Source organism: Cohnella sp. AR92, assembly GCF_003990975.1.
GTDB lineage: Bacteria > Bacillota > Bacilli > Paenibacillales > Paenibacillaceae > Cohnella.
In genome coordinates this window covers 89,759-107,607 of the sequence record NZ_RZJR01000016.1, presented here as the reverse complement: position 1 = coordinate 107,607, position 17,849 = coordinate 89,759, and the positions used below count along the sequence as shown (strand labels likewise).

At 53.2% G+C, this 17,849-nt stretch carries 32 protein-coding genes; 1 reads left to right on the top strand and 31 read right to left on the bottom strand.

Going from position 1 to position 17,849, the window contains the following annotated elements; all coding sequences use genetic code 11:
- Positions 1-146: 146 nt before the first annotated feature.
- From rpsK to rpsJ, 29 genes are all read right to left on the bottom strand, one after another.
- On the bottom strand, positions 147-545 hold the full coding sequence (rpsK, locus tag ELR57_RS23585) for a 30S ribosomal protein S11 (protein WP_126961605.1): 399 nt from the start codon (positions 543-545) through the stop codon (positions 147-149).
- An 18-nt stretch (positions 546-563) separates the two neighbouring features.
- Entirely contained in the window at positions 564-932 is a 369-nt protein-coding gene (gene rpsM, locus ELR57_RS23580) for a 30S ribosomal protein S13 (protein ID WP_126961603.1), read from the bottom strand.
- An 18-nt stretch (positions 933-950) separates the two neighbouring features.
- Entirely contained in the window at positions 951-1,064 is a 114-nt protein-coding gene (gene rpmJ, locus ELR57_RS23575; protein WP_003333770.1) for a 50S ribosomal protein L36, read from the bottom strand.
- A gap of 90 nt (positions 1,065-1,154) precedes the next feature.
- Positions 1,155-1,370, bottom strand: a complete 216-nt coding sequence (infA, locus tag ELR57_RS23570; protein WP_015253312.1) for a translation initiation factor IF-1 — start codon at positions 1,368-1,370, stop codon at positions 1,155-1,157.
- 2 nt (positions 1,371-1,372) lie between these two features.
- Complete coding sequence (locus ELR57_RS23565; RefSeq protein WP_126961601.1) at positions 1,373-1,681, bottom strand: KOW domain-containing RNA-binding protein; 309 nt, start codon at positions 1,679-1,681, stop codon at positions 1,373-1,375.
- A gap of 10 nt (positions 1,682-1,691) precedes the next feature.
- Positions 1,692-2,444 carry a type I methionyl aminopeptidase gene (map, locus tag ELR57_RS23560; protein ID WP_126961599.1) on the bottom strand — a complete coding sequence of 251 codons (753 nt, stop codon included), beginning with the start codon at positions 2,442-2,444 and terminating at the stop codon, positions 1,692-1,694.
- Positions 2,445-2,450: 6 nt separating this feature from the next.
- Positions 2,451-3,095 carry an adenylate kinase gene (locus ELR57_RS23555; protein ID WP_126961597.1) on the bottom strand — a complete coding sequence of 215 codons (645 nt, stop codon included), beginning with the start codon at positions 3,093-3,095 and terminating at the stop codon, positions 2,451-2,453.
- A 21-nt stretch (positions 3,096-3,116) separates the two neighbouring features.
- A complete protein-coding gene (secY, locus tag ELR57_RS23550) occupies positions 3,117-4,418 on the bottom strand; it encodes a preprotein translocase subunit SecY (protein WP_126961595.1) in 1,302 nt (433 codons plus the stop codon).
- Positions 4,418-4,861, bottom strand: coding sequence for a 50S ribosomal protein L15 (gene rplO, locus ELR57_RS23545; protein WP_126961593.1), 444 nt, complete (start codon positions 4,859-4,861; stop codon positions 4,418-4,420). The genes secY and rplO overlap by 1 nt, the downstream gene beginning before the upstream one ends.
- 44 nt (positions 4,862-4,905) lie before the next feature.
- Positions 4,906-5,085, bottom strand: coding sequence for a 50S ribosomal protein L30 (gene rpmD, locus ELR57_RS23540; protein WP_126961591.1), 180 nt, complete (start codon positions 5,083-5,085; stop codon positions 4,906-4,908).
- Between the two features lie 13 nt (positions 5,086-5,098).
- Positions 5,099-5,596, bottom strand: coding sequence for a 30S ribosomal protein S5 (rpsE, locus tag ELR57_RS23535; RefSeq protein ID WP_126961589.1), 498 nt, complete (start codon positions 5,594-5,596; stop codon positions 5,099-5,101).
- A 33-nt stretch (positions 5,597-5,629) separates the two neighbouring features.
- Positions 5,630-5,998 (bottom strand): 50S ribosomal protein L18, encoded by a 369-nt coding sequence (gene rplR, locus ELR57_RS23530; RefSeq protein ID WP_126961587.1) that lies wholly within the window; start codon positions 5,996-5,998, stop codon positions 5,630-5,632.
- A gap of 73 nt (positions 5,999-6,071) precedes the next feature.
- Positions 6,072-6,614, bottom strand: a complete 543-nt coding sequence (rplF, locus tag ELR57_RS23525) for a 50S ribosomal protein L6 (RefSeq protein WP_126961585.1) — start codon at positions 6,612-6,614, stop codon at positions 6,072-6,074.
- A gap of 30 nt (positions 6,615-6,644) precedes the next feature.
- Positions 6,645-7,043 carry a 30S ribosomal protein S8 gene (gene rpsH, locus ELR57_RS23520; RefSeq protein ID WP_126961583.1) on the bottom strand — a complete coding sequence of 133 codons (399 nt, stop codon included), beginning with the start codon at positions 7,041-7,043 and terminating at the stop codon, positions 6,645-6,647.
- A gap of 30 nt (positions 7,044-7,073) precedes the next feature.
- Positions 7,074-7,259 carry a type Z 30S ribosomal protein S14 gene (locus tag ELR57_RS23515; protein ID WP_090117903.1) on the bottom strand — a complete coding sequence of 62 codons (186 nt, stop codon included), beginning with the start codon at positions 7,257-7,259 and terminating at the stop codon, positions 7,074-7,076.
- 52 nt (positions 7,260-7,311) lie between these two features.
- Entirely contained in the window at positions 7,312-7,854 is a 543-nt protein-coding gene (rplE, locus tag ELR57_RS23510) for a 50S ribosomal protein L5 (protein ID WP_126961582.1), read from the bottom strand.
- Between the two features lie 35 nt (positions 7,855-7,889).
- Positions 7,890-8,243 carry a 50S ribosomal protein L24 gene (gene rplX / locus ELR57_RS23505; RefSeq protein ID WP_238162665.1) on the bottom strand — a complete coding sequence of 118 codons (354 nt, stop codon included), beginning with the start codon at positions 8,241-8,243 and terminating at the stop codon, positions 7,890-7,892.
- Between the two features lie 42 nt (positions 8,244-8,285).
- Positions 8,286-8,654, bottom strand: a complete 369-nt coding sequence (rplN, locus tag ELR57_RS23500) for a 50S ribosomal protein L14 (RefSeq protein WP_126961580.1) — start codon at positions 8,652-8,654, stop codon at positions 8,286-8,288.
- Positions 8,655-8,690: 36 nt separating this feature from the next.
- Positions 8,691-8,954 carry a 30S ribosomal protein S17 gene (gene rpsQ, locus ELR57_RS23495; RefSeq protein ID WP_126961578.1) on the bottom strand — a complete coding sequence of 88 codons (264 nt, stop codon included), beginning with the start codon at positions 8,952-8,954 and terminating at the stop codon, positions 8,691-8,693.
- A gap of 46 nt (positions 8,955-9,000) precedes the next feature.
- Entirely contained in the window at positions 9,001-9,198 is a 198-nt protein-coding gene (rpmC, locus tag ELR57_RS23490) for a 50S ribosomal protein L29 (protein ID WP_126961576.1), read from the bottom strand.
- Complete coding sequence (gene rplP, locus ELR57_RS23485; RefSeq protein ID WP_126961574.1) at positions 9,185-9,622, bottom strand: 50S ribosomal protein L16; 438 nt, start codon at positions 9,620-9,622, stop codon at positions 9,185-9,187. Before rplP ends, rpmC begins: the two co-directional genes overlap by 14 nt.
- 2 nt (positions 9,623-9,624) lie before the next feature.
- On the bottom strand, positions 9,625-10,290 hold the full coding sequence (gene rpsC / locus ELR57_RS23480; protein ID WP_126961572.1) for a 30S ribosomal protein S3: 666 nt from the start codon (positions 10,288-10,290) through the stop codon (positions 9,625-9,627).
- Positions 10,291-10,304: 14 nt separating this feature from the next.
- The gene (gene rplV, locus ELR57_RS23475; protein WP_126961570.1) at positions 10,305-10,643 is read right to left on the bottom strand and encodes a 50S ribosomal protein L22; all 339 of its coding nucleotides are present in this window, start codon (positions 10,641-10,643) and stop codon (positions 10,305-10,307) included.
- A gap of 53 nt (positions 10,644-10,696) precedes the next feature.
- Positions 10,697-10,978: a 30S ribosomal protein S19 gene (rpsS, locus tag ELR57_RS23470; protein WP_126961568.1), complete on the bottom strand. Its 282-nt coding sequence runs from the start codon at positions 10,976-10,978 to the stop codon at positions 10,697-10,699.
- 63 nt (positions 10,979-11,041) lie between these two features.
- Positions 11,042-11,869 carry a 50S ribosomal protein L2 gene (gene rplB / locus ELR57_RS23465; RefSeq protein WP_126961566.1) on the bottom strand — a complete coding sequence of 276 codons (828 nt, stop codon included), beginning with the start codon at positions 11,867-11,869 and terminating at the stop codon, positions 11,042-11,044.
- 29 nt (positions 11,870-11,898) lie between these two features.
- The gene (gene rplW, locus ELR57_RS23460) at positions 11,899-12,192 is read right to left on the bottom strand and encodes a 50S ribosomal protein L23 (RefSeq protein ID WP_126961564.1); all 294 of its coding nucleotides are present in this window, start codon (positions 12,190-12,192) and stop codon (positions 11,899-11,901) included.
- Positions 12,192-12,815: a 50S ribosomal protein L4 gene (gene rplD, locus ELR57_RS23455; RefSeq protein ID WP_126961562.1), complete on the bottom strand. Its 624-nt coding sequence runs from the start codon at positions 12,813-12,815 to the stop codon at positions 12,192-12,194. The genes rplW and rplD overlap by 1 nt, the downstream gene beginning before the upstream one ends.
- Positions 12,816-12,844: 29 nt before the next feature.
- Complete coding sequence (gene rplC, locus ELR57_RS23450; protein ID WP_126961560.1) at positions 12,845-13,465, bottom strand: 50S ribosomal protein L3; 621 nt, start codon at positions 13,463-13,465, stop codon at positions 12,845-12,847.
- A 43-nt stretch (positions 13,466-13,508) separates the two neighbouring features.
- On the bottom strand, positions 13,509-13,817 hold the full coding sequence (rpsJ, locus tag ELR57_RS23445; RefSeq protein WP_027092000.1) for a 30S ribosomal protein S10: 309 nt from the start codon (positions 13,815-13,817) through the stop codon (positions 13,509-13,511).
- A 370-nt stretch (positions 13,818-14,187) separates the two neighbouring features.
- Between rpsJ and ELR57_RS23440 the strand changes: the two genes are divergently transcribed.
- Complete coding sequence (locus ELR57_RS23440) at positions 14,188-14,850, top strand: peptidylprolyl isomerase (protein ID WP_126961558.1); 663 nt, start codon at positions 14,188-14,190, stop codon at positions 14,848-14,850.
- Positions 14,851-14,894: 44 nt separating this feature from the next.
- Here the strand turns inward: ELR57_RS23440 and ELR57_RS23435 are convergent, their stop codons facing one another.
- Positions 14,895-16,517, bottom strand: a complete 1,623-nt coding sequence (locus ELR57_RS23435; RefSeq protein ID WP_126961556.1) for an alkaline phosphatase family protein — start codon at positions 16,515-16,517, stop codon at positions 14,895-14,897.
- Between the two features lie 139 nt (positions 16,518-16,656).
- The gene (gene tuf / locus ELR57_RS23430; RefSeq protein WP_126961555.1) at positions 16,657-17,847 is read right to left on the bottom strand and encodes an elongation factor Tu; all 1,191 of its coding nucleotides are present in this window, start codon (positions 17,845-17,847) and stop codon (positions 16,657-16,659) included.
- Positions 17,848-17,849: the final 2 nt, after the last annotated feature.

Sequence of the window (17,849 nt, the reverse complement as noted above, 5' to 3'; positions counted from 1 at the left end):
ATTGTTTACCCTCTAAAGCCGACGGTCCCAAGGTACCTTGTTAATCGCACTTACGAGTCAAGCCATAAGGGTAAACCATGTAGTATGTCTAAGCAATACAACCATTATTCACAAGTTGCTGTTGTTTGATACCACACAGGCACGCGTTATACGCGGCGACGCTTCGGAGGACGGCAGCCGTTGTGAGGGATCGGCGTAACGTCTTTGATCATGCTGACTTCAAGGCCAGCTGCTTGCAGGGAACGGATAGCCGCTTCACGGCCAGCGCCAGGACCCTTAACCATGACTTCAACGACGCGCATGCCATGCTCCATCGCTGCGCGAGCTGCAGATTCAGCTGCCATCTGCGCCGCGAACGGAGTGCTCTTACGCGAGCCTTTGAAACCAAGGTTACCGGAGCTCGCCCAAGAGATCGCGTTTCCGTGCGGATCCGTGATCGTTACGATCGTGTTGTTGAACGTCGAACGGATGTGTGCAACGCCCGAATCGATATTCTTACGGTCACGACGCTTGGTACGAACGACTTTCTTTCCTTTTGGTGCCATGCTTGTTATCCCCCCTTCTTACTTCTTCTTGTTAGCTACCGTACGACGCGGACCTTTGCGTGTGCGGGCATTAGTCTTCGTACGTTGACCGCGAACCGGAAGGCCGCGACGGTGACGTACACCGCGATAGCATCCGATTTCGATCAGACGCTTGATGTTTAGTGCGATATCACGACGAAGGTCGCCCTCAACCTTCACGTTCTTGTCGATGCCTTCACGGATAAGAGCAAGCTCATCTTCCGTCAGGTCGCGAACGCGAGTGTTAGGGTTGATACCGGCGCCCGCCAGAATCTTCTGGGAAGTCGTTTTACCGATTCCGAAGATGTACGTCAGGGCGATTTCAACGCGCTTGTCGCGCGGAAGGTCAACACCAGCAATACGTGCCATGCTTTACAGCACCTCCTCTTAGCCTTGTTTTTGTTTGTGTTTCGGATTCTCGCAGATAACCATCACGTTGCCTTTGCGGCGAATGACTTTGCATTTCTCGCAAATAGGCTTGACCGAAGGTCTCACCTTCATGATAATAACCTCCTTCAATGTGCCATCGTAGTAGTGTGCGCCCTCGGCGCCGCGTTCGATCGGCACGTATGGTACGGCAGATCGGACGAACTATTTGCGGTAGGTAATCCGGCCTCGCGTCAAATCGTAAGGCGACAATTGGATAACCACTTTATCTCCCGTCAGAATACGGATAAAATGCATCCGCAGCTTGCCGGAGACGTGAGCCAGAATTTGGTGCCCATTCTCGAGTTCCACTCGGAACATCGCATTCGGCAGCGGTTCGATGACCGTTCCTTCCACCTCAATGACGTCCTCTTTGGCCACGGTCATTCTCCTTTCTCTTCAGCATGCGCTTCGATCGATCTTCGGGCATTCGCGATGGCGAACCGGAGCTTGCCGTTGGTGACGCGTCCGGTTTCTTGAAGACTTCTTAAGACTTCCTCGCTTGCCGCCCCGATCGGTTCGAGATGCAGCACATTTTTGCGTTTGGGCCGATCGAAACGACGCTTGTCGCCGTCGGCCACGAGTGCGATTCGCTCATCTTCGAGAGCGATGACGACCGACCAATCGCCCTCGTCTTTCCCCCGCCGGATTCTCACGATATCTCCGGGCGACAACCTTGCGTGTTCCGTCACTACGAATCACCTAAGCTTCCGTACGAGTAAGGATCTCGTACCCGGACTCCGTTACGGCAACCGTATGTTCGAAGTGCGCGCATAAGGAGCCGTCCACCGTCACGACCGTCCAGTTATCCGAGAGGGTCCGTACATATCGTTCTCCGACGTTGACCATCGGCTCGATCGCCAGTACCATGCCCGGCTTCAGCCTCGGTCCCCGATCGGGAGGTCCGTAGTTCGGAATCTGCGGTTCCTCGTGCAGCTCAGTTCCTACGCCGTGTCCGACGTACTCGCGAACGACCGAGAAGCCCGCCTCTTCGATAACTTTCTGAATGGCGTGAGAGATCGTGAACAGACGAACGTCAGGCCGAACGAGCTCCAAGCCGGCGTACAGTGACGCTTCCGTCACGTCAAGCAGCCTCTGCGCTTCTTCGCTAATCGTCCCGACGCCGTAGGTCCACGCGGAATCTCCGTGATAGCCCTTGTACTGAGCGCCGATGTCGATACTGATGATATCGCCCTCTACGAGCTTCCGCTTGCCGGGGAACCCATGGACGAGTTCCTCGTTCACGGAAGCGCATATGCTGGAGGGGAACCCGTTATAGCCTTTGAAGGAAGGGGTTGCGCCTTGACTGCGAATGTAGTCGTCGGCGATCCGATCCAACTCCCCCGTCGTAATGCCGGGCACGATCGCCTGCTTGAGCAAGCGATGCGTATCGGCTACGATTCGGCCGGCTTCTCGCATCAAGATCAATTCCGATTCGGATTTGCACACGATCATGGCTGGTTACCCTCTCAGGAGAGAACCGATTTCGGCCGTAACCGCGTCGATATCCTTCTCCCCGTCCACTTCTCGGAGCAAGCCTTTGTTGCCGTAATACTCGAGCAGCGGTGCAGTCTTGCTTGTATACTCGTCAAGCCTGGTTCCGACTTTCTCTTCCGTATCGTCGGAGCGCTGATACAGCTCTCCACCGCACTTGTCGCAAATGCCTTCTTGCTTCGGCGGGTTATTCAATACGTGATAGGTCGATCCGCAGGATTTGCAGATCCGTCTTCCCGTCAAGCGGGCCAGCAGCAAGCCGCGGTCCACGTTCAGGTTAACGACATGATCGATCTTGCGTCCCATATCGGCGAGCATCTGATCGAGCGCTTCGGCTTGGGCAAGCGTGCGGGGGAACCCGTCGAGCAGGAACCCCGGCTTGCAGTCATCCAAAGTCAGACGATCACGAACGATTCCATTCGTAACTTCGTCCGGAACGAGAAGCCCTTGGTCGATAAACTTCTTGGCTTCAAGTCCGATCGGAGTGCCTTCTTTCATCGCCAAGCGGAAAGCGTCGCCGGTCGAGATGTGCGGCACGCCGAACTCTTCGACGATTCGTTCGGCCTGCGTGCCTTTCCCGGCGCCAGGAGGCCCCATAAACAAAATGTTCATTGTTGTTCCTCCTAAGGCATGTTACTTGTTGATGAATCCTTTGTAATGTCTCTTGATCAGTTGGCTCTCGATCTGCTTCATCGTCTCGAGGGCAACGCCGACGAGGATGAGCAGCGAGGTGCCGCCTAATTGCACCGTTCTCGGAAGGCCGAAGGCCGAACCGAAGATAACCGGCAGAATCGAGATCACCGCAAGGAACAATGCGCCTGCCAAGGTGATACGCGTGATAACCTTCATCAGGTAACCGGAAGTCGGCTTGCCCGGGCGGATGCCTGGGATGTAGCCGCCGTTCTTCTTCATGTTGTCAGCCAATTGTTGAGGATTGAACTGAACGAACGTGTAGAAGAAGGTGAATCCGACGATCAGAAGGATGTACAGGACCATACCAAGCGGTTTGTCGTAGTACAAGTTGCTGATGATCCAGTTCGCCCAGCTATGACCCGCCGCGAATTGGGCGATCGTAACCGGGAACATAAGCAGCGAGGAAGCGAAGATGACCGGGATAACGCCGGCGCCATTCACCTTGAGAGGAATGTGCGTCGACTGTCCGCCGTACATCTTCTGCCCGACAACACGCTTGGCGTATTGAACCGGGATTTTACGCATCCCTTGCTGAATGAAGATAACACCAACGATAATGAAAAGCACGATAACGGCAAGAATCGCTACTTTGATGATCGCCCAGAAGAGCTCTCCGTCATTGTTAGCGAATTGATCCCGGTAGATGTCCTGCGCGTATTGCGGTACCCGCGATACGATAGCGGCGAACATCAGGATCGAGATCCCGTTGCCGATCCCCTTCTCATTGATTTGCTCTCCGAGCCACATCAGGAATGCAGTACCAGCCGTCAACACGATCGCAATCATGATGTAGGTAGCCCAAGATGGATCGATAACCATATCGCTATTGTAGATTCGGTTGAACCCGATCGCTGTTGCGAATGCCTGGATCAGACCCAGGATGACCGTCCCGTATCGTGTGACCTGCGCCAGCTTACGCTTGCCGTTCTCGCCTTCTTTAGCCCATTCCGCGAACTTGGGAATGACGTCCATCGACAGAAGCTGCACGATGATCGAAGCCGTGATGTAAGGCATAATCCCCAGCGCAAAAATGGAGAAGTGGAACAGCGCGCCGCCGGAGAACGTATTGAGGAGACCGAAGAGCTCGTTGCCTTGCTCGTTGGCAGCCTCAAGTACGCTTTTGTCGATGTTCGGAACCGGAATGAAAGAACCTACGCGATAGACAAGCAGGATGAAAAGGGTAAACAGGATCCTCTTGCGAAGGTCCTCTACTTTCCAAATGTTGGAGACGGTCGCGAACATTAGATCACCTCGGTTGTACCGCCGGCGGCTTGAATCTTAGCAACTGCGGTTTGAGAGAACTTGTGAGCCTTAACCGTCAGCTTAACGTTCAGTTCGCCGGCGCCCAGAATCTTGATACCGTCTTTCGGGTTCTTGACGATCCCTTGAGCGAGAAGAAGCTCTGGCGTTACTTCAGTTCCAGCCGCGAATACGTTCAGTTGTTCCAGGTTAACGATCGCATGTTCAGTAGCGAAGCGATCATTGTTGAAGCCGCGCTTCGGCAAGCGACGGTACAGAGGGTTCTGGCCGCCTTCGAATCCGGGACGAACACCGCCGCCGGAACGAGCGTTTTGACCTTTGTGACCGCGAGTGGACGTTTTGCCCATACCGCTGCCGATGCCGCGACCGACGCGCTTGCGGCTGAACTTGGATCCTTCAGCAGGAGAAAGTTCATGCAATTTCATCGTTCGTCGCACCTCCTTGAGTGATTTGCCCTTGCAGGAATATCTTAAACTTCTTTAACTTCAACCAGGTGGCTAACGGCATTAACCATGCCGCGAATGGCCACGTTGTCTTCTTTAACGACGGTAGAGTTCACCTTACGGAGACCCAGAGATTGAACCGTCTGGCGTTGAACCTCAGGACGGCCAATGAGACTGCGCTTGAGGGTGATTTGCAGTTTTGCCATTTCGTACCCCTCCTTAACCCAACAGCTCTTCCACGGTCTTACCGCGGAGTTTCGCTACATCTTCAGCGCGCTTCAGTCGGGAAAGTCCTTCCAACGTTGCATTAACCATGTTCATGGAGTTGGAAGAGCCGAGCGATTTCGTCAAAATGTCGCCGACTCCGGCGAGTTCGAGCACTGCGCGGACAGGGCCGCCCGCGATAACGCCCGTACCTTCCGATGCCGGTTTCAGCAGCACTTTGCCGGCGCCGAAGTGTCCCGTAACAGCGTGCGGAATCGTCGTGCCGACCAGCGGAATGTAAATCAGATTTTTCTTGGCATCTTCGATGCCTTTGCGAATCGCGTCAGGAACTTCGCCTGCTTTGCCGATTCCTGCGCCAACCCAGCCTTTGCCGTCTCCGACAACGACGAGTGCGCTAAAGCTGAAACGGCGACCGCCCTTGACGACCTTGGCAACGCGGTTGATCTGAACCATCTTTTCAGTCAGTTCCAATGTGTTTGGATCTACACGCAAGTCGTTTACCCTCCTTGTGTCAAAATTTGATTTTTAGAACTGGAGACCAGCTTCGCGAGCTGCGTTCGCCAGAGCTTGAATACGTCCATGGTACAGGTAGCCGCCGCGATCGAACACGACGTTGTTATATCCCTTAGCCAGAGCACGCTTGGCGATCAGTTCGCCAACCTTGCTTGCGGACTCGACGTTGCCGCCGTTCTTGATCTCGCTTGCGATCTCCTTGTCAACCGTCGAAGCGGAAGCCAGGGTTACGCCCTTGATATCGTCGATCAGTTGCGCGTAGATGTGCTTCGAGGAACGGAACACGGACAGACGCGGACGTTCGTTGGTGCCGCTGATCTTCTTGCGCACGCGAAGGTGGCGCTTCAGACGGGCTTTGTTCTTATCGCCTTTGGTAATCATTTAGAGCTCTCCTTAACGGTTGCATCTGGGCAGCTTATGATTCGCTTCTCAAGCCACCCGCAACTTCGTTTTATTATTTCTTCTTACCTGCCTTGCCTTCCTTGCGGATAATGCGCTCGCCTTCGTACTTGATGCCTTTGCCTTTGTAAGGCTCTGGCGGACGAACGTCGCGCACCTTGGCAGCGATAGAGCCGACAGCTTCCTTGTCGATGCCCTTGATGATGATCTTGTTCTGAGCAGGAACTTCGAATTCGATGCCTTTCTCAGGAACGAACTCGACCGGATGAGAGTAACCAACGTTCAGTACGAGCTTCTCGCCCGACTTACTTGCACGGTAACCTACGCCAACCAGCTCAAGGCTCTTCGAGAAGCCATCCGTTACACCGCTAACCATGTTAGCGACGACGCTGCGCGTCGTACCGTGCAGAGAGCGGTGAAGCTTCTGATCGGAAGGTCTCTCAACGTTGATAACGTTCGATTCGACCGTTACCTTCATATCTTTGTGCAATTCACGGGACAAAGTTCCCTTAGGGCCTTTGACCGTAATCGTATTGTTATCCAGGTTCACGTCCACGCCGTTAGGCACCTGGATCGGTTTACGTCCGATACGGGACATGGGTACACCTCCTATCTTGTGCGGGTTCTATTACCAAACGTAGCAGAGCACTTCGCCGCCGGACTTCCCTTGACGGGCTTCCTTATCGGTTACGATGCCTTTGGATGTAGAGATGATCGCGATGCCGAGGCCGCCCAGTACGCGAGGTACTTCGTTCGACTTCGTGTATACGCGCAGGCCAGGCTTACTAATGCGCTTCAGGCCCGTAATAACACGCTCGTTGTTAGGTCCGTACTTCAAGAAAATACGGATCAACCCTTGCTTGTTGTCCTCAACGTATTCAGCATCACGGATGAAGCCTTCACGCTTGAGGATTTCTGCGATTTGCTTTTTCACGGTAGAGGCTGGCAGTTCAACCGTCTCGTGACGCACCAGATTCGCGTTGCGAATGCGCGTAAGCATATCTGCAATGGGATCAGACATAACCATGGGGTAAACCTCCTTCCCGAACTAGGCTGATTACCAGCTCGCTTTTTTAACGCCAGGAATCTGGCCTTTGTATGCCAACTCACGGAAACAAATCCGGCAAATCTTGAACTTTTGCAATACGGAGTGCGGACGTCCGCAACGCTCGCACCGCGTGTAAGCACGGACTTGGAACTTCGGCGGGCGTTGTTGCTTAATCTTCATCGACGTTTTTGCCACTTGCTTTCACACCTCCCAATGGGTCCCTTGGCTCAAGGCCAGGTGGGCGACGTCACTTCGTGAACGGCATGCCCAGTTGGGTCAGCAGTTCACGCGCTTCTTCGTCCGAATTAGCCGTCGTTACGATAACAATATCCATCCCGCGAATCTTGTCGACTTTGTCGTACTCGATTTCCGGGAAGATCAGCTGTTCCTTCAAACCAAGCGTATAGTTGCCGCGACCGTCGAACGCCTTGCTCGACACACCGTGGAAGTCGCGTACGCGAGGAAGAGAGATGTTGAACAGCTTGTCAAGGAAGTAGTACATGCGGTCGCCGCGCAGCGTGACCTTTGCACCGATCGGCGCGTTCTCACGAAGGCGGAAGCCTGCGATGGACTTCTTGGCACGGGTGATTACCGGCTTCTGACCAGCGATCTTCTGAAGATCTTCAACGGCGGAATCCAGAACCTTGGAGTTTTGAACCGCGTCGCCTACGCCCATGTTAATGACAACCTTCTCTACCTTCGGCACTTGCATGACCGACTTGTAGCTGAACTTCTGCATAAGAGCAGGAGTTACTTCATTCTGGAAACGTTCTTTCATTCTTGCTGCCATTTGTCACAGTGACCTCCTTTCCGTCTGTACTTGGATTAATCGATTTCTTGACCGGAGCGCTTAGCGATACGGACTTTCTTGCCGTTCTCAAGCACCTTGTAGCCGATACGGGTCGGCTTGCCGTCCTTCGGATCCGCGATCATGACGTTGGATACGTGGATCGGAGCTTCTTGCTCGATGATACCGCCTTGTTGGTTGTTCATGCTCGGGCGGGTATGCTTCTTGACCATATTCACGCCTTCGACCAAAACGCGGTTCTCGCGTGGATAAGCGGCGATTACTCGGCCTTTCTTACCCTTGTCTTTGCCGGTGATGACGATGACCGTATCATCCTTCTTCACGTGCAGCTTATTGTTGTGCGATTCAAGCACTTTTTTCAAACGGGGCATGGGTACACCTCCTTGAGTGTTTCTCCATGAGCATCAGCCGGATTACAGAACTTCCGGAGCCAGGGAAATGATTTTCATGAAGTCGCGGTCGCGAAGTTCGCGAGCGACTGGTCCAAAGATACGAGTGCCGCGCGGGCTCTTGTCTTCTTTGACGATTACGGCTGCGTTCTCGTCGAACGCGATATAGGAACCATCTTTACGGCGTACAGAACGCTTCGTACGGACGATAACACACTTCACGACATCGCCTTTCTTGACAACGCCGCCTGGTGTTGCTTGTTTTACGGAAGCAACGATCAGATCGCCGATGTGGCCGACACGACGTCCTGTACCGCCAAGCACGCGGATGCACATCAGTTCTTTGGCACCGGAGTTGTCGGCAACAGCCAATCTCGTAAACGGTTGAATCATCGTTAGGTCCTCCTTTCAGTAAACGGTGAGGTCGCGTTACAGAATAACGGCTTTCTCAGTAATTTCAACAAGGCGCCAGTTCTTATCCTTCGAAAGCGGGCGGGTCTCCATGATCTTCACGGTATCGCCGATCTTCGCGTCGTTGTTCTCGTCGTGAGCCTTGAATTTCTTCGTGTACTTGATGCGCTTGTGATAGAGGCTGTGTTTCTTGTACGTTTCGACAGCCACTACGATCGTTTTGTCCATCTTGTCGGATACGACTTTGCCGATCTGCACCTTGCGGTTATTGCGGTCGCTCATTGAAATCCTCCTTCCCGGAAGCGTCTTCGGGGTTTATAGTCGGGGTTTAGCCGATGCCGAGTTCACGCTCGCGCAGAATTGTTTTGGCCCGGGCAATCTCTTTGCGCAGCTCGCTGATGCGGTGCGGGTTGTCCAGTTGGCCTGTTGCCAGTTGGAAACGGAGGTTAAACAGCTCTTCCTTGAAGCCGGCGACCTTCTGTTCGATCTCGACGGACGTCAAGTTACGGAACTCACTGCCCTTCATTCGTTTCACCACCCAGTTCTTCACGTTTCACAAACTTCGTCTTGATCGGCAGCTTGTGCGCTGCAAGACGCATCGCTTCACGTGCAACTTCCTCGGATACGCCAGCCAGTTCGAACATGACCTTGCCCGGCTTAACGACGGCTACCCACTTCTCGACGTTACCTTTACCGCTACCCATCCGGACTTCGAGAGGCTTCTGGGTGATCGGCTTGTCAGGGAATACCTTGATCCAAACCTTACCGCCACGCTTGATGTAACGGGTCATGGCAATACGAGCGGCTTCGATCTGACGGTTCGTTACCCAAGAAGGCTCTTGAGCTTGAAGGCCGTATTCGCCGAACGCTACCGTTTGGCCGCCTTTGGCTTGGCCTTTCATCTTACCGCGGTGCTGCTTGCGGTGTTTGACGCGTTTAGGGACCAACATGATCAGTTGCCTCCTTCCTGAACTGCTCTCTTCTTCTTAGCAGGAAGGACTTCGCCGCGATAGATCCAGACTTTGACGCCGATACGACCGTAAGTCGTGTGCGCTTCTGCCGTTCCATAGTCGATGTCCGCGCGCAGTGTATGCAGCGGAACCGTTCCTTCGCTGTAGCCTTCCGTACGTGCGATTTCCGCGCCGCCCAGACGTCCGCTGACCGACGTTTTGATTCCCTTCGCGCCTTGACGAATCGTGCGTTGGATCGCTTGCTTCATCGCGCGGCGGAACGAAGTGCGCTTCTCGAGCTGTTGAGCAATGCCTTCAGCAACGAGAGTTGCATCCAATTCCGGATTCTTGATCTCGGAGATGTTGATGTGTACCTTCTTGCCGTTCGTAAGCTTCGTCAGTTCGCCGCGGATAACTTCCACTTCCGAACCGCCCTTACCGATAACCATACCCGGCTTGGCAGTGTGGATAGTTACGTTCACGCGGTTAGCTGCGCGCTCGATCTCGAAGCGAGATACAGCTGCGTCTTTAAGTTTATTTTTGAGGAATTCGCGGATTTTGACATCCTCCATCAGAAGGGTGCCGAAATCTTTGTCAGCGTACCACTTGGATTCCCAATCGCGGATGACGCCGATGCGAAGACCAACGGGATTTACTTTTTGACCCACACGTTTTCCCTCCCTTATTTTTCGGATACGACCAGCGTGATGTGGCTGGACCGCTTGAAGATACTGAACGCGCGACCTTGCGAACGAGGCTGGAACCGCTTCAGGGTCGGGCCTTCATTGACATAAGCTTGGCTGATCACCAGCTTGTTCACGTCCAGTTGGTAGTTGTGCTCAGCGTTCGCCACGGCAGAGTTCAGCAACTTCTCCAGAACAGGAGATGCGGAGCGCGGAGTGTGGCGCAGGATGGCGATCGCTTCGCCAACCTTCTTGCCGCGAATCAGGTCGACAACCAGTCGAACCTTACGTGCCGGAATGCGAATGTAGCTCGCTACGGCTTTCGCTTCTTGAGACATCGATGTACCTCCTCTCTTGCGTTACGTGCACCGGTTGCCCGGACATAGAGTTCTTATCGCTTGCCTGTCTTCTTGTCGTCGTCGGTGTGTCCCTTGTAAGTACGCGTCGGAGCGAACTCACCGAGCTTGTGACCGACCATGTCTTCCGATACGTAAACCGGAACATGCTTGCGGCCGTCGTATACAGCGAACGTGTGTCCGACGAACTGCGGGAAAATCGTAGAGCGGCGGGACCACGTTTTGATTACAACCTTCTTGCTGCCTTCGTTAAGCGCGTCTACCTTCTTAAGCAGGTAGTCGTCGATAAAAGGCCCTTTTTTTAAGCTGCGACCCATGGTAAAATCCTCCCTTCAACCCAGAGTGAGGGTTGGCCGTTATCGCCACCCGGCGTACGGCCTTTACTTGCGGCGACGTACGATATATTGGCTGGATGCTTTCTTCTTCTTGCGGGTCTTGTAACCGAGCGTCGGCTTGCCCCAAGGAGACATCGGGGATTTGCGGCCGATCGGAGCGCGGCCTTCGCCACCACCGTGAGGGTGATCTACCGGGTTCATGACGACACCGCGAACGACTGGACGTTTGCCCAGGTTACGATTGCGTCCTGCTTTACCGATGTTGATCAGTTCGTGGTCTTGGTTGCCTACGGAACCAACGGTAGCGCGGCATTGCTTCAGGACCTTGCGGATTTCGCCGGAAGTCAGACGAATCGTTACATAAACGTCTTCCTTACCGAGCAATTGAGCTTCCGTACCGGCTGCGCGAACCAATTGTCCGCCCTTACCTGGCTTCAGCTCGATGTTGTGGATAACCGTACCGACCGGAATGTTCTCCAGCGGAAGGGCGTTGCCCACCTTGATGTCGGCTTCTGCGCCGGACACGATTTCGTCGCCGACCTTCAGTCCCTTAGGAGCGATGATGTAACGCTTCTCTCCGTCCAGGTAGTTGATCAGTGCGATGTAAGAAGTACGGTTTGGATCGTATTCGATCGACGCAACGCGTCCAGGAACGCCGTCCTTGTTACGCTTGAAGTCGATGATCCGGTACTTACGCTTGTGACCGCCGCCTTGGTGACGAACCGTAATCTTACCTTGGTGGTTACGTCCGCCGCGCTTAGGCAGAGGGGCGAGAAGCGATTTCTCGGGAGTCGAAGTCGTTACTTCCTCGAACGTGGACATCGTCATTTGACGACGGCTTGGCGATGTCGGGTTAAACTTTTTAACTGCCACTTGGTTTCCCTCCTTACTTTAGAGACTTGTTATACGGATGCTTCGAAGAATTCGAGCGGCTTGCTGCCTTCGGCCAGTTGAACGATCGCTTTCTTCCATTCGGAAGTGTAGCCGTTGTGACGGCCGTAGCGACGAGGCTTAGCCGGCATGCGAAGCGTATTTACGCTTGCGACCTTAACGCCGAAGATGGCTTCGATAGCAAGCTTGATTTCGGTCTTGTTAGCTCTGAGATCCACTTCGAACACGTATTTCAGTTGTTCGATGAATTCACTCGTGCGCTCGGTAATGACCGGACGCTTGATAATATCGCGAGGGTTTTTCATTACGCGAACACCTCCTCGACTTTGGCGACCGCATCTTTGGTGATGATAAGCTTATCATGCACCATGATGTCAAGCACGTTGATACCTGTAGCGGAGACGAACTTCACTCCAGGAATGTTGCGTGCGGACAGCGCCACATTATCCTCGTAGTCAGCCGTAACGACCAGAGCCTTACGTTCTACCTTGAGGTTGTTCAGGATCTTCGCGAATTCCTTCGTCTTCGGAGCAGCCAGGTTCAGTTGATCCAGAACGATGATTTCGTTCCCGATTACCTTGCTGGACAGAGCCGACTTGATCGCCAGACGGCGAACTTTACGAGGAAGCTTGAAGCCGTAGCTGCGCGGAGTTGGTCCGAAGACGACACCGCCGCCCTTCCATTGCGGGGAACGGATCGAGCCTTGACGAGCGCGTCCTGTGCCCTTTTGTTTCCATGGTTTACGACCGCCACCGCGAACTTCGGAACGGCCTTTCGTTTTGTGCGTACCTTGACGTACGGAAGCTTGTTGCAGAACGATCGCGCTGTGAAGAACATGAGTATTCGGGTTAACGCCGAAAATGTTCTCTGCCAGTTCGAGCTCGCCTACTTGGCTGCCGCTTACGTTATATACAGACACTTTTGGCATGAGAGTGGTCCTCCTTTCTTAAGCAGTTCTTATTTCTTTACCGCTGCGCGGATTTTGAGGTAGCTGTTGCGAGCGCCTGGTACGGAGCCCTTGATCAGAAGCACGTTGCGCTCAAGGTCAACCTTGACGATCTCCAGGTTTTGAACCGTGATCGTTTCGCTGCCAAGACGGCCGTGCATCTTCTTGCCCTTCGGTACGCGGTTAGCGTCGCGGATCGTTGCGAGCGAACCGTTACCGCGGTGGTACTTGGAACCGTGCGTCATCTTACCGCGTTGGAAGCCCCAACGCTTGATGGCGCCAGCCGTTCCCTTACCCTTAGAAATACCCGTAACGTCAACAAACTCTCCCTCAGCAAATACGTCAACTTTGACTTCCGCACCGACCTCGAGGTCTTGCGAACCGCTGATTTCGCGAATGAAGCGCTTGGGGCCAGTGTTGGCTTTTTTGGCATGGCCGATAGCAGGCTTGTTCGAGAGCTTCTCGCGCTTGTCTGCGAAACCAAGCTGAACCGCTTCGTATGCATCGTTCTCCGCAGTCTTAACCTGCAGAACGACGTTCGGAGTTGCTTCGACTACGGTTACCGGCACGACGCTTCCGTCTGCGGCGAACACTTGAGTCATTCCGATCTTACGTCCCAAGATTCCTTTCATGTTGACACCTCTTTTCCTTCTTCAAATGATCTGTTGATAATTATTAAAGCTTGATTTCGATATCCACGCCGGACGGCAGGTCAAGGCGCATCAGCGCGTCTACCGTTTGCGGCGTAGGATTGACGATGTCAATCAAGCGCTTGTGCGTGCGCATTTCGAACTGCTCACGCGAATCCTTGTACTTGTGGACCGCGCGCAAGATCGTAATGACTTGCTTCTCGGTCGGCAGCGGGATCGGACCGGATACGCCGGCACCCGTGCGCTTTGCCGTTTCAACGATCTTCTCCGCGGATTGATCAAGAATGCGGTGATCGTAAGCCTTCAAACGGATACGGATTTTTTGCTTTGCCATAGAAATTCCCTCCTTCATTCGCCCAATTTTGGAATCGGACATACTCCGCGAGAATAACCCGACAAGCTCCCTCTAGCCACCCTATGGCAAAGGGGCCGGGTGTGTCGGCAACCTCTCGCATCATCGCACAGTCACAGACCAACATTCACTATTATAGCGATCTGCCCAGTCAAATGCAACAAAATTTTATTCATTTTCATAACTGCGCGCCCGCTTGCTTTCCGTTCGTTTGGACATGCTAATCCTAACACATATATATAGAAGAAACACTGTCTAATGCTTTCCTACGGCTCCAGTCTGAGCATTGGATAAGCTATCCTTCTTGTGCTATGATTCAGCTTGAACAAGCATAAGGAGGCCTTACCCATTCATGAGATCTTACTCGCGCAAGTCGTTCTTGCTTCTGCTGGCGGGAATCGCCCTGCTGTCCGTATTGGCGGGATGCGGCAACAAGAACAAAGAACCCGCCGCGGCCACCGGCAAGGTTGACCCGAAAGCAAGCCACCCGGTCGTGACGATCGAGATGGACAGCGGCAAAATCATCAAAGCCGAGCTTTATCCCGAAGTCGCGCCGAACACCGTCAATAATTTCATCTCGCTTGTAAAGAGCGGCTTCTATGACGGATTAACCTTCCATCGCCTGGTGCCCGGATTCATGATTCAAGGCGGCGATCCCAAAGGCAATGGCCGCGGCAATCCGGGATATTCGATTAAAGGCGAATTCGAGAACAACGGCGTCATGAACAAGCTGCTTCATGAACGCGGAGTTCTCTCCATGGCAAGATCGGATAGTCCGAACAGCGCTGGATCCCAATTCTTCATCATGGTGGACAAAGCCGACTTCCTTGACGGAATGTACGCCGCATTCGGCAAAGTAACGGAAGGAATGGACGTCGTCGACGAGCTCGTCGCGCTGCCGACTTACGACAACGGAAGCGGAGAACAGTCCACCCCCGAGAATCCGCCCGTCATGAAGAAGGTTACGGTCGAAACATTAGGCATCGATTATCCGGAACCGGAGAAAATTAAATAAGAACGTTTTTGATTAAAAGAACCCGCGTATCATCGTCGATCCCTCTAAGTGAGATCCCTTGACGATACGCGGGTCTTGCTGTCCAGCAGGTTAAGAATAAACGGCTTCAAGTCGATAATTCTTAAGTATTGAGGCGTTTGATCGGTCCCATACAGGATAAGAGGGACAAGCGATTCCTGCCGATGGAGAGAACCATGGCCCCCTCCTCCTGCGTGTGTCGGGGAGCTTCGGTCCGCAAGCTCGTAGCCTGGCTTGGCCGTTATCACAAGATATTCCCCCTCATGCGAATGAAGCGATCCGGAGAGCCGCATTAACGCATCAGGGTATTGGCCAAAGCTCAATGCTTGCTTGCTCTCATCGATCTTGAGATCCAACACCGCTAAATCACCAACAATCGTCCATTTCTGCTCATAAGGATCGATCGTACTACCACCCTGCTTATACTTCAGCTCGCGGCCGGTTTCTCCTTGAACGACTCGAATCCAGTCCCCCTCTCTCCATGAGACGATACCGATTCGGGAATCGGCAGCAATGGTCTGAGCGATCTTACCAAGACCCTTATTCGGATCAAGGTTATAGAGATAAGCCATCGTCTCATTCACCGCAAGTACGATATCCGTATCACCGCTCACCTTTTCGCCTGTCGGGAGTACCTGATAATCCTTTAAAATCGAAGGCAAGTCAATTTTCGAATTGCTCGCGGCAGGCAAAATTTGAGTCATCCCGCTATCCCCTGCAATCATAAGCACAACCTTGTCCATACTCTTTTTCCTAGAATCAAGTTTGTCCAATAGCGGCTGCAGCTGCTGATCGACGTCCTTAATTCCACCCAGATCCGAAAGGCCTTTCTTATGTATTTTCTGATCCAGATCAGGCAAATACACGTAGAGAAAATCAGGCAGCTTATCCGCATCAATCAAATAATTCAACGCTTTGAGCGAATAGGAATTGTTGATTCCGAAGCGATCGGCGACTCCATCCGGCATAGAGCGGACCTCCTCGAACGGATTCGCAAGAGTGCCCAACGCCAATAAGTCCGGTCCTTTGACTTGAACCTCATGAGGAAGCTTCGTTATTGCTTGAAGCCATGCCGGAATCGTTAGCTGATGTTCGGTAGAGCCGCGGTAAATAAGGCCGTTAATTGATCCTGAGGTCTTGCCCCTTCTCGCTAAATCCTCATATATCGTCGTCAAATGGGAATTCAGATGGCTTCCGTTTAAGTTCATCACCGCATCGACCATTGTCTCGCCTACTCCTTGCTTAGCGACCTCCATCGGTCCGGTCCCGTAATTAATGACTTTCTTATCTTCCCAGGAATACCAGGTAAGTCCCGGAATTCGATGCTCGTTCGGATAAGCTCCGGTCATCAGCGAGCTGTCAATCGATACGGACATGGTCGGAAACGAACTGACCATATCCTTATAATAATGCCCTTGCTCTATCAGCTTCTTAAACGCAGGAAGCTCTTTCTGTAGAATCCCATGGTCAATCTGCTGCGCCATTAAGGAATCAATCAATAGTAGGATGACCTTCGTCGAACTCTTCCCGTTGTTCGATTTAATCTGCATTAAGTCTTGCTCACCGCTATCGGTGCTTTGTCTCTGGCATCCTAAGGAAGCAGCAAGGATAAGGACAACGAGTATGATAGGTGCGACGGATCTCCTCATGTACAAACTGCACCTCCTAGTCTGCCTTTCCTCCTCATTAACTTTTCCATAAATGCCGGGTGATTATGTAGGATCAAAAGATAAAAAAAAAGACCGCCCGGACAAGTCCGAAGCGGTCTTTCTTATCGCGGTTAAGCGATTATTTTTGGATCGTTGCAACAGCGCCAGCGCCAACCGTACGGCCGCCTTCGCGGATGGAGAAGCGAGTTCCTTCTTCAACAGCGATCGGAGCGATCAGTTCAACGGTAACGGTAACGTTATCGCCAGGCATAACCATCTCAGTGCCTTCTGGCAGGTTGATGATGCCCGTAACGTCAGTCGTACGGAAGTAGAACTGCGGACGGTAGCCCGTGAAGAAAGGCTTATGACGGCCGCCTTCTTCTTTGGTCAGGACGTAGATGGAAGCCGTGAAGTTCGTGTGCGGCTTAACGGAACCCGGCTTAGCCAGTACTTGGCCGCGCTCGATGTCCTTACGGTCAACACCGCGAAGCAGTGCGCCGATGTTGTCGCCGGCTTGAGCGGAGTCAAGCAGCTTACGGAACATTTCAACGCCCGTTACAACGGACTTACGAGTATCTTCGTGCAGACCGATGATCTCGATTTCTTCGCCAACCTTAACCGTACCACGTTCTACGCGGCCCGTAGCAACCGTACCGCGGCCCGTGATCGTGAACACGTCTTCGACTGGCATAAGGAAAGGCTTAGCCGTGTCGCGCTCAGGAGTTGGGATGTAGGAGTCGATAGCGTCGAACAGTTCGATGATCTTGTCAGCCCAAGGACCTTCTGGGTTGGACAAAGCTTCACGAGCAGCGCCGCGGATGATCGGAGTGTCGTCGCCTGGGAACTCATACTCGGTCAGCAGGTCGCGAACTTCCATCTCAACCAGTTCAAGCAGCTCTTCGTCTTCAACCATGTCGCACTTGTTCAGGAATACGACGATGTAAGGAACGCCTACTTGGCGGGAGAGCAGGATGTGCTCGCGCGTTTGCGGCATTGGGCCGTCAGCAGCGGATACAACCAGGATAGCTCCGTCCATTTGAGCAGCGCCGGTGATCATGTTTTTAACATAGTCGGCGTGTCCAGGGCAGTCAACGTGTGCATAGTGACGGTTAGGAGTTTCGTACTCAACGTGAGCCGTCGAGATCGTGATACCGCGCTCGCGCTCTTCCGGAGCCTTGTCGATTTGGTCGAATGCTACGGCAGCACCGCCATAACGCTTGGACAGTACCGTCGTGATTGCAGCAGTCGTCGTCGTTTTGCCATGGTCAACGTGACCGATCGTGCCGATGTTAACGTGCGGTTTCGTACGTTCGAATTTAGCCTTTGCCATTG